The sequence below is a fragment of the Pseudoduganella sp. jia 9 genome (assembly GCF_055502615.1).
Map to the genome: position 1 here is coordinate 1 of NZ_JBUPWE010000032.1, position 16135 is coordinate 16135.

A 16135-nucleotide genomic window follows, 5' to 3' on the forward strand; every position below is an offset into this window, starting at 1 on the left:
ACACCCGCGCCGACGGTACGGCCGCCTTCACGGATTGCAAAGCGCAGGCCTTCTTCCATGGCGATCGGGGAGATCAGCTTGACGGTGATCGACACGTTGTCGCCCGGCATGACCATCTCTTTGTCCGCTGGCAGCTCGATCGAGCCGGTCACGTCCGTCGTACGGAAGTAGAACTGAGGACGGTAGTTGTTGAAGAACGGGGTGTGACGGCCGCCTTCATCCTTCGACAGAACATAGATCTCGCCGGTGAAGTGGTTGTGCGGCTTGATCGAACCCGGCTTGGCCAGAACCTGGCCACGCTGCACGTCTTCACGCTTGGTGCCGCGCAGCAGCAGGCCGACGTTGTCGCCAGCTTGACCCTGGTCCAGCAGCTTGCGGAACATTTCCACGCCGGTGCAGGTCGTCTTCACGGTGTCGATGATGCCGACGATTTCGATTTCTTCGCCGACCTTGATGATACCGCGTTCGACACGGCCGGTCACCACGGTACCGCGGCCGGAGATCGAGAACACGTCTTCCACAGGCATCAGGAAGGCGCCGTCCACAGCGCGCTCAGGCGTCGGGATGTAGGTGTCCAGTGCGTCGGCCAGGCGGATGATGCACTCTTCGCCCATTTCGCCAGCCGCACCTTCCAGTGCCATACGTGCCGAACCTTTGATGATTGGCAGGTCGTCGCCAGGGAACTCGTACTTGGACAGCAGCTCGCGCACTTCCATTTCCACCAGTTCCAGCAGTTCTGCGTCGTCGACCAGGTCGCACTTGTTCAGGAACACGATGATGTAAGGCACGCCAACCTGACGGGCCAGCAGGATGTGTTCGCGGGTCTGCGGCATCGGGCCGTCAGCTGCGGAGCACACCAGGATCGCGCCGTCCATCTGGGCAGCGCCGGTGATCATGTTCTTGATGTAGTCGGCGTGGCCTGGGCAGTCAACGTGCGCGTAGTGACGGGCAGCGGTTTCGTACTCGACGTGTGCGGTATTGATCGTGATGCCGCGTGCTTTTTCTTCCGGAGCAGCGTCGATCTGGTCGTAGGCCTTGGCTTCGCCGCCGAATTTCTTCGACAGTACGGTTGCGATTGCAGCGGTCAGGGTGGTCTTGCCATGGTCGACGTGACCGATGGTGCCAACGTTCACGTGCGGCTTAGTCCGCTCAAACTTACCTTTTGCCATTTTAGACTCCTAACAATTTTTAAGATATTGCTGGGCACGCGCCCGACTGTCAGATTGGGTACCGATACTGCTGTCTGATACTACCGCAGGGCCGAAGTCACTTCGGCCCTGCAGCGAATTCTGGTGCCCTTTACGTGGATTGAACACGTGGCCTCTCCCTTACCAAGGGAGTGCTCTACCACTGAGCTAAAAGGGCTTTTTTGTACTACATTGCAACGAAGACTGGAGCGGGTGAAGGGAATCGAACCCTCGTCTTAAGCTTGGAAGGCTTCAGCTCTACCATTGAGCTACACCCGCGAGGTTCCGTTTCACTACATTGTCACTCAGCTTCCTTGCGAAAACTTGGTGGAGGGGACTGGATTCGAACCAGTGTACTCATAAGAGGGCAGATTTACAGTCTGCTGCCTTTAACCACTCGGCCACCCCTCCGCGAGGAACCGCAGAGTATGAAGCATAAAATCAAAACTGTCAACGCCTCGACACAAACATTTCGTATCGAGCAGCTAACTGCCTGCTTCGGGGCGAGATTGTAGCGGCTACCCCGCAGGAAATGCAAGTGTTGTTTTTACGTTGCATGCTTTGCTATAGAATCTGCAAGTCAGCCGTATGCCGGCGCCCCCTGGAGCCCCTTGCTTTGAATCCCCTTCAGCACCGCCTGCCGGCCAACCTGCTGCTGGCAGCTGCCTATGCCGCCGTCGGTGCCGTCGGTCTCGAGCTTGCCATGTTGCCGGGCTTCGCCACGCCCTTGTTCCTTCCCGCCGGCCTGGCGCTGGCGGCACTCGTCAGCGGCGGCTCACGCCTGCTGCCCGGCATCGCGCTGGGCGTATTGTTGCTGAATCTGTATTCATTGCCGAATGCCACCGTTGTGTCGCCCGGCACGCTGGCCGCCGCCGCCATTGCCGCTGCCGCGGCCGCCACGCTGCAGGCTTATGCCGGCATGCATGCGTTTGCCCGCTGGGTGGACCCGGCCATCGGTGCCGGCCGCGATGTACTGCGCTTCCTGGCCCTGCCGCCGGCAGTGGCACTGATCAGCAGCACGTTGTCGCTGTGCGCGCTTGCGCTGCTGGGGGTCATGCCGGGCGGTGACCTGCTTGCCAACTGGTTCACCTGGTGGATGGGCGATGTACTGGGTATCCTGCTGGGCGCACCGCTGGCCTGGACTGCGTTCGGCCAGCCGCGCACGCTGTGGTCGCGGCGGCGCTGGACCGTCGGCGTACCGATACTGGTGCTGGTGGCGCTGTTCCTGGTGATCTTCCTGCAGGTGCGCCGCTGGGAATCGCACCAGCAGATGCAGCAGGTACAGCTGAAGGCCCAGCAGGCGTCGGATCTGCTGCAGGCCAAGCTCTCGGAGCACGAGCGGTACCTGTTCGCGATAGCCAATGCCATCAGCGACAAAAGCGAGCATATCGGCCCCGATATTTTCCGCAATATCGCCCGGGGCTACCAGGCCCGCCATCCCGAAATACTGACGATGGGCTGGCTGATGCCCGTGGCCGGAACCGACCGGCCTGTCTTTGAAGCATGGGCCCGTGAAACGGTCGATCCCACCTTTGCGATCCGCGCGTGGGATAGCGAAGGTGCGCTGCATCCGGCCCCGCAGCGCGACCGGTACGTGGTTGCCAGCTACGCCGAGCCGCGCGGCAATCGCATCTACCTGGGGCTGGACATGCTATCGGAGCCGGTGCGTGCCGCTGCCGTGCTGCAAGCCCTGGCGAGCGGCGAGCCGACCGCCAGCGCCCCGATGACGCTGGTACAGCCCGGCCGGGGCCAGGGTGTTGCGCTGGTACAGGCGGTGCCGTCTGGCAGCAGCGCGCCACCAGGCGCCGCCATGCTGATTGCGCTCGAGCCCAGTACCTACCTGGACAGCGTGATGCGGCAGGTCGGCTTCCCTCACCTGCTGGCCAGCCTGCGCGACGAGGCTACCGGCGCGGCATTGTCGGCGGCCCTCGTTGGCGCCGCGGACGAACCCGCGTTCGAACAATCGCTGAGCTTTGGCGGCCGGCAGTACCGGCTGACGCTGACACCCACGGCCGACTACATCGCCAGCCAGCGCGGCTGGCAGAGCTGGTCCGTGCTGGCCGCGGGCCTGATCCTGACCAGCCTGCTGGGCGGGCTGCTGCTGCTGACAAGTGGCGAACAGGCGTCAGTTCGCGCCCAGGTCGAAGCCAGCACCGCCCGGCTGCAGGAGCGCGAGGCACGGCTGCAGGCGATCCTTGAAAAGGCCGCGGACGCGATCCTGACGATCTCCGCCGACGGCATGCTGACCAGCGCCAACGTGGCCGCCGGCCGGCTGTTCGGTTATGCGCCGGACCTGATGGCCGGGTTGCCGCTGGCGCAGCTGCTGCCGATCGGCGAAAGTGACACGCCGGCGGCCCTGCTGCGCCGGATTGCGGCCGGCAACACGCGCGAGCACGAAGCGACCGGCTGGCGCAGCGACGGCGCCGCCTTTCCGCTGGCGGTGTCGGTCAGCGACGTGGAGGTACCGGGCGGACAGCTGTTCGTGGCGATCCTGCACGACCTGACGGAGCAGCGCCGCGCCCAGGAGCGCATCCACCGGCTGGCCCACCACGATCCGCTGACGGGTCTGGAAAACCGGCTGTCGCTGAACCTGCGCCTGGAGGCGGCGCTCGGGCGCGCGCGCCGGCAGCAGCGCACGGTCGCCGTGATGTTCCTCGACCTGGACCATTTCAAGAAAATCAACGATACGCACGGCCACCAGACCGGCGACCAACTGCTGCTGGCGGTGGCGCAACGGCTGCGCGAACTGCCGGGCGAAGTCGACACGATCGCCCGGCTCGGCGGCGACGAGTTCATCGTGGTGACCGGCCACGTCACGCCGGATGACGCTGGCCACATGGCGGCACGCATCGTCGACGCGCTGGCGCGGCCGTATCCGCTGCAGGGCCAGGCCGTCCATAGCGGCACCAGCGTCGGCATCGCGATGTACCCGGTCGATGGCGAGGATGCCAGCACGCTGCTGCAGCACGCCGACACCGCGATGTATGCGGCGAAAAGCCGTGGCCGCGGCAATTTCCAGTTCTTCTCGCGCGACATGAATGCTGCCACCCACGAACGGCTGCTGCTGGAGAGCCGCCTGTGGCAGGCCCTGGAACAGCAGGAATTCGAACTGTACCTTCAGCCGCAGATCGACCTGGCGAGCGGCGCGGTGATTGGTGCCGAGGCATTGCTGCGCTGGCACCATCCCGAACTGGGTACCGTGGGTCCGGACCGGTTCATCCCCATCGCCGAGGAATCCGGCCTGATCCTGCCGCTGGGAGAATGGGTGCTGCAACGCGCCATCGGGCTGCTGGGCCACTGGCAAACGATCGGGCTGGGCCACCTGCGGCTGGCGGTCAACCTCTCGGCCCGGCAGTGCCAGGGCCATGGCCTGCTGGCGCAGCTCGACCGGATGCTGGCGGAGGCAGGCGTCGATCCCGCGCTGCTCGAACTGGAGATCACGGAGTCGGCGGCAATGCAGGACCCGGAGCGCAGCCGCGCTCTGCTGCAAGCCTTGCGGACGCGCGGCATTCGCGTGGCGATCGACGATTTCGGCACCGGCTATTCGTCGCTGTCATACCTGAAGCTGTTTGAACTGGACCGCATCAAGATCGACCGTGGTTTCGTCAAGGATATCGAGTCCGACCCGAACGATGCGGCGATCGTCAGCGCCACGATCGGCCTGGCGCATGCGCTGGGGCTGGAGGTGATCGCCGAAGGCGTGGAGACGATGGCACAGGCCGAGTTCCTGCGCGCCCACGGCTGCGACGAAGCGCAGGGCTACCTGTTCGCGCGGCCGATGCCGGCAGCCGACTTCGAGCGCGACACCGGCGCCACGCTCGACGGGCCGGTGCGGGCCACTGCCTAGGACCGCAACAGCGCTCTACGCACTGCGCGGCCCGTGCTACGCGCGCTGCCGCACGGTGACGGTGCGGCGGCCCGGGCGCACGTTATATTTCTTCAGCAATTCTTCCTGCAGGCCGCCAAGCGCAGCGAGCCGGGCGTTGGCGGGATCCAGGCGGCGCAGATGCGCCACCAGCTCGATGCCCTTGGTGCCCAGCTTCTCGTCCCATCCCGTGCGCTCCAGGTACTTCAGCACGGCAACCGCGGCGTTGAACACGACCTGCGGATTGTCCGGCAGCTTCTGCACGGCGTCGAGCATGGTGTCGACGGCGCCCCGCAAATCGCCCGCCTTGGCCTGTGCCGCGCCCTGCGCCACCATTTCGGCCACCGCGTGACGGCTTTCGCGGGCCAGCCGGTTCGCCATGTCGCCCTTGCCCGACTGTTCCAGCAGGCGCATCGCCTTTGCCATCGGCGCACCGCCACCGGCGCTGGCCATCACGTCGCGCATCACTTCCGCCGCCTGCTGCTCGCGCCCGGCCGCCAGGCAGGTGCGTGCCAGTTCCAGCTTCATGCCGGCCGACAGGTGGGGCGCCAGCCGCGCGCCGGCCAGCGCACTGTCGAGTGCGGCACCGAGGCGCGCCGTATCGCCAGTGGCTTCCAGCAGCATCGCCGTGGCGATCGCGGCACATGCCGGCGTGTTCTCGCGGTTCGCCAGCGAGCGCTCCATGTCGCGGATCACCAGTTCGGCCTGGGCCATGTCGCCCTTTTTCAGCAACGACTGAACCAGCCTGGCGTGGTCTTCCGGATCGCGAAACTCGGAAAACCGGGCGCGCTGCAGCACCTGCTTCAATGCCCGCTCGGCCGAATCGGCGTCGCCCGCTTCCAGCGCCACCTCGCCCAGCCGGCGCAGGCGCCCTATCGCGTGCGGCGACAATGTGGCGGCATCGGCCAGCACGGCCTGCGCCTCCGCCAGCTGGCCGGCATCTTCATGCACCCGGGCCAGCCAGTCGTAGGCGGCAAGATAGCGCTCGTTATGGCCCAGCAGTTCAGCCAGCATGTCGCGTGCTTCGTCGATGCGGCCACGCAGCGCCAGCGTCTTGGCCTGCCCCAGCCGCGCCCAGGGGGCCTGGCGCTCCTGCCACACCATCGCATACACATGTTCGGCCTGCTCCGGCTCGCCCAGCAGCAGGTGCGTTTCCGCGCGCAGCCGCATGAAATCGGCCTTGTAGCGCGGCTGAGCCCGCTCTCCATTCTCCTGTTCGGCACAGGCGGCGATCGCCGCGCGGTAGTCGCCCGCTTCCAGCAAGCCCTGCACCGGCAACAGGGCGGCGCGCCGGTCCAGCGCCCGTTCGATACGGGCCAGCAGCGTATCGGCCTTGAAGGGTTTCAGGATGTAATCGTCCGGCATCAGTTCGGCCACGCTGGTGACCTTGCTGCTTTGCCCTTCCGCCGTGACCATGAAGAACAGCGTGGCCGGTGCGATCAGTTCCTGCTGGCGCAGGTCTTCCAGCAACTGCTGGCCATCCTGGCCGCCTTCGAGCTCGTATTCGCACAGGATCAGGTCGAACTGCCGCGCCGCCAGCACGCGCAACGCTCCTTGCGCATTGGTCGCCACGTCCACGCGGGCGAGGCCCAGCGTGGTCAGCATGTTCTGCAGGTTCGCCCGCATACCCGAATGCGGCTCGATGAGCAGTGCGGCGAGGCCGTTCAGTTGCGCCATGATGTGATGAAAGCTCCGGTGTTCAAGCGATGCTGGCCATGCGGAAGGATATCCGCATGGTGATTGTCCCAGTTTCCATGGTATGCGTCAGCCCGGTCGCGCGTCGCGCGCAACGATGCGTTCCGGGGAGGACCGTTGCCAAATGCCCGGCAGGAGCCTTGCGCGGCGGAACGAGGTTCGGCACCAACGCGCGCCCTTCCATCGCACGGCCGCTAGCCGCGCTGCCGGCGCGTGCAGCCGTTCTTGCCGGCCAGGTCGATGTTCTGGTAGCGGATTTCGTACTTGCCGGTGGCCAGCTGGTCGACGACGAACTTGTCCTGGGCCTGCAGGAACACATAGCGCACGTTCGAGCGGCGGTCCAGGTCGAACACCCTGATGAATACCGGGAAGGCATTGTCGCCGTTGTCCAGCGTCAGCTGCATGTCCTGTCCCTTGTTCATCAGCGGGAACCCTTCCACGTATCCCGACTGGGTGGGCCATGGCTCGCCGTTGGGTGCCACCAGTGCCGGCGTTTCGTTCTCGCAATCGCCCGTATAGCCGGGCAGGATCACCTGCGACAGCGCCACCACCTTGATCGGTGGCGGTTGCATGTCGCTGTCCGGCGAATACGGGCGCGGCGCCGTTTCCCAGCCATCGTTCACTGCCGGGCCGGGCGTGGCGCGGGGATACGGGCTGGCCGTGGCGGTCACTTCGCCCGCCGGCTTGCCGCCCCAGGCGGCCGCCAGCACGGTCGACACTTCACGGGGTTCCGTCACCGTCAGCACACCGCCGACCCAGCCCGCGCCCAGGCAGGTCGCGGCGGTTACCCACCAGCGCCAGCTGGTCAGCAGGCGCTGGCGGCGGCGCACCGGCCGTACCCCGTCGGACCATGCGCCGATCGGCGCATCGCCGCCGCGCGGCGCATCGTCCTGGCGGGTACTTTCCACCAGTTCGATCTCGTATTCTTCCTGGGCAATCCACTCGTCGTGTTCCCTGCGCCGCTGCGGATCGGCCAGCGCGCCATAGGCGGTGTTGACGATCGCCATGATGCGGGCTGCGCGCTCGTCGCCGGGGTTCTTGTCGGGGTGGTATTTCTGGCTTAACGCCTTGTAGGCGGCACGTACGACTTCCGGTGGCGCACCGCGGGCCACTTTCAGGTTGTCATAATGTGTATGGATCTTTCCCATCGTTCCAGTATTCTCAGCCGCGCGTCACGACGGGTTTCGCGCCGGGTCAACCATAATAGCCGAACTTATAACAATTTTTACACAGTAACAGGGGAATGAAAGACGCGGCCGCGGCGCACCGGCTACAGGCGGTAGGCGCGGTCGCTGGCCATCAGCACCGGTGACAGCGTGACGCCCTTGCCCACCACCAGCACCTTGAACAGCTCGCCCATTTCCGCCGGCGACAGCAGCTTGTGCACGGCGTTCGACTGCGGCAGATAGGCTTTCGTGTCGGCCGGATCAGTGCGCAGCAGCAGATCGCCGATGCCGGCACCGAGCAGGAATGCCGCCTGGTTCATGTACGCCAGCACCTCGGCGCCGGCATCCTGCGCCGCCAGCGCCATCGCGGTGAAATCCACGTGCGCGGTAATGTCCTGCAAGCCGGGCAGGAAGAATGGATCGGGATGGGCATGGTGGCGGTAGTGGCACATCAGCGTGCCGGCCGACCGGTCCGGATGATAGAACTCGTGCGCCGGGAAACCGTAATCGAGCAGGATGGCGGCGCCGCGGCCCTTGGCCAGCAAGGCGCCCAGCGTTCCCATGAACCCGCAAGCGGTGCCGTGCAGCTCCGTCACGTAGCCTTCCGGCAGCGTGTCGTGATCCGGTATCTGCCGGGCCACCTGTTCCAGCAGGCCGGGCGCCGCGTCGGCGGCAACGTAGTCGAAGCGGCCTTCCGCCACCGTCACGCATTGCTCGCGCCAGCCGGCCGCGGTTTTCGTCACCAGGTGCACGGGCATCGCATCCAGCACTTCGTTGCCGAGCACCACGCCATCGAACGCGTCGGGGAACCCGTCCAGCCAGACGACCTGCGGAAAATCGCGCAGCGCCTCCTGCTGCCGCGCGCGCAGCTCGCCGGACAGTTCGACGATCGCATAGCGCTCGACGGTCACGCCCATGACGGCCAGCTCGGTCAGCACATCGCGCGCCAGTTTGCCGGTGCCGGCACCGAATTCGAGGATGTTGGGTGCGCTTTGGGCGATAATGTCGGCTGCAACGCGTGCCAGCGCGGCACCGAACAGCGCCGACATTTCCGGCGCGGTTGTAAAATCGCCATCCTTGCCCAGCTTGGCTGCGCCCCCGGTGTAATAGCCGAGGCGGGGCGCATACAGCGCCGTTTCCATGAACGCGGCAAAAGACAGCACGCCATCGTGCCGCGCCACATCGGCGGCGATCTGCTGTTGCAGGGCTTGCGACGCGGCCAGCGCGTCCGGAGAAGGTGCGGGAAGAGACATCCCCGCATTGTAGCGAATCGGGCGCGGCGCCCCAACTTGACGATCGGACATGATTACGACACACCAGGCAACCACCGGCCAGGCCACGACAGGCCATCATGACACCCCCGTGGCGCTCGTCACCGGCGCCGGGCGCCGGCTCGGCCGCGCCATCGCCCTGGCACTGGCGCGCGCCGGCTGGGATGTCGCCGTGCATTACCGTGCTTCGCGCACCGAGGCCGAGGAAGTGGCGCGCGCGATCGCCGCGCTGGGCCGCCGCGCGACACTGCTGCACGGCGAACTGTCCGACGAGGCGGCGGTGCGCCGGCTGCTGCCCGCGGCTGCCGACGCGCTGGGGCCCGTCACGTGCGTGGTCAACAACGCCTCCCTGTTCGATTACGACAGCGCCACCGACTTCACCAGTGAGAAACTGGATGCACACATGCGCGCCAACGTGGCTGCCCCGATACTGCTGGCCCAGGCGTTGCATGCACAGCTTGCCGAAGGCTGCCAGGGCGTTGTCGTCAACCTGCTGGACCAGAAGCTGTACAATCTCAATCCCGATTTTCTGTCGTATACGCTGTCGAAAGCGGCGCTGCACACAGCGACCACGATGCTGGCCCAGGCGCTGGCGCCGAAGGTCCGCGTGGTCGGCGTCGCGCCGGGCATCACGATGGTGTCCGGCGACCAGAGCGAGGAAGGTTTCGCCAAAGCCCATACGCAAACGCCGCTGGGCCGCTCCAGTACCCCTGAAGATATCGCCGCGGCCGTGCTGTACGCTGCCACCGCGCGCGCGGTCACCGGCACCACGCTGCTGGTCGATGGCGGCCAGCACCTGCTGCCGCTGCCGCGCGACGTGATGTTCCTCGCCCAATAACCTTTTTATATTCTCCATATTTCCATCATGCTGTCCGCCCTCACCCACCCCCGTCTGCAAGACTGCCGCCGGCTGTTCCTGCGCAATTACGAAGTGCTGATCAATATCGGCGTGCACGAGTTCGAGAAGAAGGGCGAACAGCGCGTGCTGTTCAATGTCGACCTGTACATCCCGCTGGCCGTGTCGACGCCGCAAGCGGACGAGCTGCACGAAGTGGTCGACTACGACTTCATGCGCGACACGATCGCCGCGCGCATGGCCAAGGGCCACGTACACCTGCAGGAAACGCTGTGCGACGACCTGGTGCAGGCACTGCTGGCCCACCCGCGCGTGCGCGCCGTGCGCCTGTCGACGATGAAGCCGGACGTGTACCCGGATTGCGAAGGCGTCGGTGTCGAAGTGTTCCGTATCAAGGATGAAGCATGAATGCCGTGATCGATAAAAGCGCCGACAAGATCGCCTACGAAAACAACAAGCTGCACAAGCGCCTGTGCCGCCTGGTGGGCCAGGCGATCGGCGACTTCAACATGATCGAGGAAGGCGACAAGGTGATGGTGTGCCTGTCCGGCGGCAAGGACAGCTACGCCCTGCTCGACATCCTGCTGACCCTGCGCGAGCGTGCGCCGATCCACTTCGACATCGTGGCCGTGAACCTCGACCAGAAGCAGCCGAACTTCCCGGCCGACGTGCTGCCCCGCTACTTGACGGACCTGGGCGTGCCGTTCCACATCGAAAACCAGGACACGTACTCGATCGTCACGCGCCTGATCCCCGAAGGCAAGACCACCTGCTCGCTGTGCTCGCGGCTGCGCCGCGGCATCCTGTACCGCGTGGCCGATGAACTGGGCTGCAACAAGATCGCGCTGGGCCACCACCGCGACGACATCCTGGAAACCTTCTTCCTCAACATGTTCTTCGGCGGGAAGCTCAAGGGCATGCCGGCCAAGCTGGTGTCTGACGACGGCAAGCACATGGTGATCCGCCCGCTGGCTTACGTGAAGGAAGAAGACACGGAACGCTATGCCGCGGTGAAAGGTTTCCCGATCATTCCGTGCGACCTGTGCGGCTCGCAGGAAAACCTGCAGCGCAAGCAGATCAAGGCGATGCTGCGCGACTGGGAAAAGAAAACCCCGGGCCGGGTGGAAAGCGTGTTCTCGGCGCTGTCGACCGTGGTGCCCTCGCACCTGATGGACCGCAACCTGTTCGGCTTCACCGACCTGAAAACGGATGGCGTGGCCAACCCGCTGGGCGACATCGCGTTCGACGAGGAACCGTGTTCGACGCCGGCCGCGGTACCGGGCATCATCCCATTGCAGCCGAAATAAAATTTCCTGAAAAACAGGGACGGACCCTGTTTTTCAGGAAACGATTTCGCGACTCCCGGGGGACCGGTACATTGGCCAGGCCGTTACCCCCAAGAAATTTCTTCAAAAACAGGGTCCGTCCCTATTTTTGGTTCAGAATGTCCGATCCGTGCGGTACACCGGATACAGGTTGAACCGCTCATCCCACGAAGCATGCCGCTTCGCAAAGAATTCCAGCCGCGCGCGCGAGCTCTTGGCAAAGGCTGGATCGTTGTCCAGCTGTTCCTTGAACGCGGCAGCCACGGCCGGATCCTTCAGCTGTTCGCGCGCCACTTCCTCGGCGACGTACTCCTCCATGTATTCCTTGCGCTCGAACGCGGTGTTGAACATGCCCCAGGCAAGCAGCGAATCGGCGCCCTGCGGTTCCAGCATCGTCATCACCAGGCGTGCCTTGGGCTGAGCGATCGGCACGAACAAGGCACCTCCGCCTACCTCGCGCGCTTCGGCCTCCCACGCACCTTCCACCGCCAGCATCTGGTGGCCCTCGAACGATTGCGGCGTCAGCTTCGTCTTCGTTGCGCGGAACGCTTCCACATCCACCTTGCCCGGCGCCGCTGCCAGCACCTTGAATGACACACCATGCTGCTTCAGCTTGGCGCCCACGGCGGCGGCCTGCGCCGCCGGCACGAGGTAGCCGCCGGCTGGTGCCTTGATCGTGAAGTCCGGCACGATCTCGTCGCGCAGCGGCACCTTCCACAGTTGCGGCCTGGTTTCGTCGTACTGCGTCCAGGTGCCGCCGGAGACATCGGACGGTACCCGCTTGTATTCATAGCCGCGGAAGTCGATCGTCTGTACCTTGTCGGTGGTCTTGTAGCTGAGCGGGAAGTCCTGCCCCGCCAGCGCGGCCGCGCGCGCATCGGCCGCCAGCGCCGCCCGGCGCCACGCCGCGCCATGCTTGCTCACCTGGTCCATCAGCGACACGATGGTGTTGTACGTGATCTTCACGCGCGTCGGGTAATCCTTCCACGAGTGCGTTTCGACAAGCATGCCGAAGCGGTTGCGCAGGTAGAAATAGCCGGTCGAAAAACGCGCACCCGACATTTCATCGACGAAGCCCGATTGCGGTTCATCCGTCTTGGCAAACGAGATATAGAAGTGCTTCGGATCGGAACCCTGCTTGCGCAGATCGGCGATCACATTGTCGCGCAGGGCGGTGCCGGCTTCGCGCAACGCCGCGTCGCCGCCATGCACGGGTTCGACCTGGATCGACACGTCCGGCTCGAACTTGGCACCGTCGGTCACGTGCAGGTCGATGTAGGCCAGCGGATCCCACTGGTTCACCAGCGCCAGCATCGCCTGCATCTCGGGCGCGTCGGCCTTCAGGTAATCGCGGTTCAGGTTGTAGTTCTGCGCGGTCACGCGCCAGCCCATCTCCACCGGTCCGCGCTGGTTCGGGCGATTGTTCGGACCGAAGCGCTCATGGCCATCCACATTGAACACGGGGACGAACAGCAGTACCTGCTTGTCCAGCGCACCGCCGGCGAGCTTGCCGTCGAGCGCGTGGCGCAGTGCCAGGAAGCCGGCATCCTTGCCATCGATCTCGCCGGCGTGGATGCCGCCCTGCACCAGCAGCACCGGCACGTTCTTCGCCTTCGCCTCGGCCGCCGTCAACGCACCGCTCTTCGACACGGCCAGCGCCAGCATCGGCCGCCCTTCCGGCGTGCGGCCGAATTCAAGGCAGCGCACCGACTTCGGATAGGCTTTCTGGAAGTCCGCACACAGCCTGATCACCTCGTCATAGCGCCCGGTGGCCTGGAAGCCGGAGCGTTCCGACACGGTGGTGAGATCGGGGGCGGCCTGGGCCAGCGGGACAGCGGCGAGCAAGGCAAGCGACAATGCGGTGCGAATCATCTAAAAAGGCTCCGGTAAGGGTCGGGTCGACCGATAAAAAAAGGCGGAACGCGGCATGGATCGCATGCCGGTTCCGCCACGGCCGAAACATTATAGACTTACAACATGCCCGTCATGCCGGTCAACCAGAGTACATCAGGAACCGAAGTGATAATTCAGCTCGACCCAGCCGGCGCGGCCCGCCGGGCTGTAGCTGCCGACCGGGTAGTTCGGCCAGCCACCGGTGGTATCGTGCTTGATCTTGTTGGCCACGTTGTTGACGATCAGCGACACGGTGAGGCGATCCGTGACCTGGTACACGGCGCTGGCGTTGACGAGCGTGGTCGGTGTCAGGTACCCGGTCCATGCGGCGTTCGGGATCTTGCCGTAGCGGGTCGCGAACAGTGTGGTCGACCAGCGGCCCACGTTCCAGTTCACGCTGGCCGTCAGCTTGTCCGGCCAGTCCGAGCTTTCGTACGAGTGCAGGTCGTCGGAGACTTCGTCGCCGGCGAACTGCTTCGAGCGGCGCGTGACGGTCTTCGCGTAATTGCCGCGCACCGTGAACACGCCGTAGTCGGCCGTGCGCAACGCGTATTTCGCGCTCACGTCGAAGCCGCTGCTGCCCTGCTGCGCCGCGTTGATGGGGTTCACGCGGATCTCGCGGATCTCTCCGGGCCGCACGAGCGAATCGGCCGCGTAGCGGGTAATGCGGGCCAGCGCGTCGATACAGGTAGGCGAATCGATGTCCTGCGTACCCAGCCGGCATGCGGCTTCGTCGCGCAGCAACTGGTCGGCGGAAAGGTTTGTCACCAGGTCGTCGATGCGGATGTTCCAGTAATCAACTGAAGCATCGAACGTGCTGCTCGGCGACCAGACGATGCCGGCGCCATACGAACGGCCCCGCTCCGGCTTCAGGTCGCGGCTGCCGTTCTGCACGTAGTCGGCTCCCGGTGACACGTTGGCGTAATCGCAGCTGTCGAGCGGCTGGCCCGCCAGGCCACAGCGGTAGTAATCGGTGGTGGACGAGTAATAACCCGTGCCGCGCGCCTTGTAGATGTAGTTCATGTCCGGTGCGCGGAAGCTGGTGGCGCGGTTGGCGCGCAGCAGCAGCTCCTTCGCGGGTCGCCATTCGAGCCCGCCCGCATAGGTGAACTTGCCGCTGGTGCGCTCGGCGAACTTGTAGCGGTCGTAGCGCCCCGCCAGCGTGGCATTGACCGTCTTCAGCACGGGAATATTCACTTCGGCGCCGGCCGCGTAGCGCGTGCGCGTGCCCGCCGTGACGTCGCTGCGCGTGGCCACGTTGAAGTAGCCTGCGTTGATGCGCGGGTCGGGTATATTGGAAAAACCCTGGCGCCCGGCCTCGAGCACGGCGGCCAGTTGCAGCGGGCCGGCCGGCAATTCGACCAGCGTGCCGTTCACGGAGGCCGACAGCGTATTGGTCCAGGATTCATCCTCGCTGTGCGACAGGCCCTTGATGACGCCGAATTCGGCCGGCGTGAGCGGCGTGGCCAGGCGGTTCGGATCGGGGGCATAGATGCCCACGCCATCCTCGTCGATACCCAGACGCGGGCCGAGGAAGAAGCTGTCGATGCCCGCCAGCGCACGCGGTACGTGGTTCTCGCTCTTGTACCATGAGGCGCTGTAGCCCGCTTCATACTTCCAGCCCGTGCCCGGAATGCGGCCGCGCGCGCCAAGCGACGCGGCCAGCGCCCGGTCGCTCCAGGCCCGGTTGAACTGCTCCACGCCGCCCATTTCCTCCGGCGAGAAATAGCGGGTCCACGCTTCGTAGTTGCCGGTGTTCCGGTTCAGGAAATAGCTGTTGGACGTCGACTGCGACGTCCACGTCAGGCCGCGCGTATTGTTCTGCGTGCCGTTATGTCCGGCCAGCACGTCGGCGAAGAATTCGGTGTCCTCGTCCAGGTCATAGGTGGCGCTGGCGTATGCGTTCTTGCTCAGGTTCTTCGTCTGCACGGTCCAGTAGGTGGGCCCTACCTTCGGGCTGGCGCAGTAGGCACCGGTGCGGGAGGCATAGCTGGCGACGCTGCCGCCGAACAGGCCGCCGATCGCCTCGCAGGTGCCGCCCAGGTCCACGTAGCGGCCGGCGGTGACATTGCGCCGCGACAGCACATTGGTCGGCGTGCCGTCCCGCGTGTCCATGAAGTCGCGCTGGTAAGCCGCCAAGGGTTGGCGCTCGCTCACCTCCAGGGCGAACACGGTATCGAGCTTGCCGAACTGCCTGCCGCCCGTGAACTGCACGCGCCGGTCCGCGCCGCCACCACGCGTGGTACCGCCGGCCTTGACGTTGACGTCGAAGCCGCTGTGCTGTTTCTTCAGGATGATGTTGACGACGCCGGCGATCGCATCCGACCCGTAGATCGCGGAAGCGCCGCCGGACAGGATTTCGATCCGCTCGACGACGGTCGAGGGAATGTTGGCCAGGTTGGTGAAGTTGACGGTGCCTTCGTACGCGATGGGAAAATCGGCGAGGCGCCGGCCGTTCAGCAGCACCAGCGTATGGTTCGGCCCCAGCCCGCGCAGGCTGATCGTGTTGGCGGACGGCGTGAAAGTATTGCCGAAGTCGGCCCCCTGCACGAAACCGCTGTTCTGCACCTGGTTGTTCAGGGCATCGAACACGTTCTTGTAACCCTGGCGGGTGATGTCCTCGGCCGTGATCACGGTGACGGCCGATGGGCCTTCGAGGGTAGCGCGCGGAATGCGCGAGCCGGTGACGACGACGGTGGGCGCCGCCCCTTCGGGCGGCGGTTCAGCCTGCGCCTGCGCCAGCAGGGGCATGCCGCAGAACGGAACGCAGGATAAGGTCCTGACTGCTGCGGCGAGAATCGGATTTTTGGTCTTCAGTGTCGGCATGATTGGTCCTTGTGGGAACCGAATCATACGAACGGGCTTGTCTTTTTTGAA

The 16135-nt window shown here is 65.2% G+C and carries 10 protein-coding genes and 3 tRNA genes; 4 read left to right on the forward strand and 9 right to left on the reverse strand.

The genetic code is table 11. The features are described 5' to 3' along the window. The 4 genes from tuf to ACY34H_RS29170 all read right to left on the reverse strand — a co-directional run. On the reverse strand, positions 1 to 1169 hold a 1169-nt coding region (gene tuf / locus ACY34H_RS29155; RefSeq protein ID WP_464980911.1), incomplete at its 3' end, for an elongation factor Tu. Positions 1170 to 1290: 121 nt separating this feature from the next. Next, positions 1291 to 1365 (reverse strand) — tRNA-Thr (locus tag ACY34H_RS29160). A gap of 27 nt (positions 1366 to 1392) precedes the next feature. After that, a tRNA-Gly gene (locus ACY34H_RS29165) sits at positions 1393 to 1466 on the reverse strand. Positions 1467 to 1512: 46 nt separating this feature from the next. Next, positions 1513 to 1598, reverse strand: a tRNA-Tyr gene (locus ACY34H_RS29170). Between the two features lie 205 nt (positions 1599 to 1803). On the opposite strand from ACY34H_RS29170, the gene ACY34H_RS29175 reads away from it, so the two are divergent. After that, the gene (locus tag ACY34H_RS29175; protein ID WP_464980912.1) at positions 1804 to 5034 is read left to right on the forward strand and encodes a bifunctional diguanylate cyclase/phosphodiesterase; all 3231 of its coding nucleotides are present in this window, start codon (positions 1804 to 1806) and stop codon (positions 5032 to 5034) included. A gap of 36 nt (positions 5035 to 5070) precedes the next feature. Here ACY34H_RS29175 and ACY34H_RS29180 read toward each other — a convergent pair whose 3' ends face one another. The 3 genes from ACY34H_RS29180 to ACY34H_RS29190 form a co-directional block, all read right to left on the reverse strand. Beyond that, entirely contained in the window at positions 5071 to 6729 is a 1659-nt protein-coding gene (locus tag ACY34H_RS29180) for a response regulator (protein WP_464980913.1), read from the reverse strand. A 212-nt stretch (positions 6730 to 6941) separates the two neighbouring features. Then, the gene (locus ACY34H_RS29185) at positions 6942 to 7895 is read right to left on the reverse strand and encodes a J domain-containing protein (RefSeq protein ID WP_464980914.1); all 954 of its coding nucleotides are present in this window, start codon (positions 7893 to 7895) and stop codon (positions 6942 to 6944) included. 122 nt (positions 7896 to 8017) lie between these two features. Continuing rightward, positions 8018 to 9166, reverse strand: coding sequence for a class I SAM-dependent methyltransferase (locus ACY34H_RS29190; protein ID WP_464980915.1), 1149 nt, complete (start codon positions 9164 to 9166; stop codon positions 8018 to 8020). Between the two features lie 49 nt (positions 9167 to 9215). On the opposite strand from ACY34H_RS29190, the gene ACY34H_RS29195 reads away from it, so the two are divergent. From ACY34H_RS29195 to ttcA, 3 genes are read left to right on the forward strand one after another with little or no spacing between them, the layout of a single operon-like run. Further along, on the forward strand, positions 9216 to 10022 hold the full coding sequence (locus tag ACY34H_RS29195; RefSeq protein WP_464980916.1) for an SDR family oxidoreductase: 807 nt from the start codon (positions 9216 to 9218) through the stop codon (positions 10020 to 10022). Between the two features lie 27 nt (positions 10023 to 10049). Next, positions 10050 to 10448: a dihydroneopterin aldolase gene (locus ACY34H_RS29200; RefSeq protein WP_464980917.1), complete on the forward strand. Its 399-nt coding sequence runs from the start codon at positions 10050 to 10052 to the stop codon at positions 10446 to 10448. Then, entirely contained in the window at positions 10445 to 11347 is a 903-nt protein-coding gene (gene ttcA, locus ACY34H_RS29205) for a tRNA 2-thiocytidine(32) synthetase TtcA (protein WP_464980918.1), read from the forward strand. Before ACY34H_RS29200 ends, ttcA begins: the two co-directional genes overlap by 4 nt. Before the next feature lie 132 nt (positions 11348 to 11479). Here the strand turns inward: ttcA and ACY34H_RS29210 are convergent, their stop codons facing one another. Together ACY34H_RS29210 and ACY34H_RS29215 are read right to left on the reverse strand one after the other, a co-directional pair. After that, on the reverse strand, positions 11480 to 13237 hold the full coding sequence (locus ACY34H_RS29210) for a M14 family metallopeptidase (RefSeq protein WP_464980919.1): 1758 nt from the start codon (positions 13235 to 13237) through the stop codon (positions 11480 to 11482). 135 nt (positions 13238 to 13372) lie between these two features. After that, positions 13373 to 16084 (reverse strand): TonB-dependent receptor plug domain-containing protein, encoded by a 2712-nt coding sequence (locus ACY34H_RS29215; RefSeq protein ID WP_464980920.1) that lies wholly within the window; start codon positions 16082 to 16084, stop codon positions 13373 to 13375. Positions 16085 to 16135: the final 51 nt, after the last annotated feature.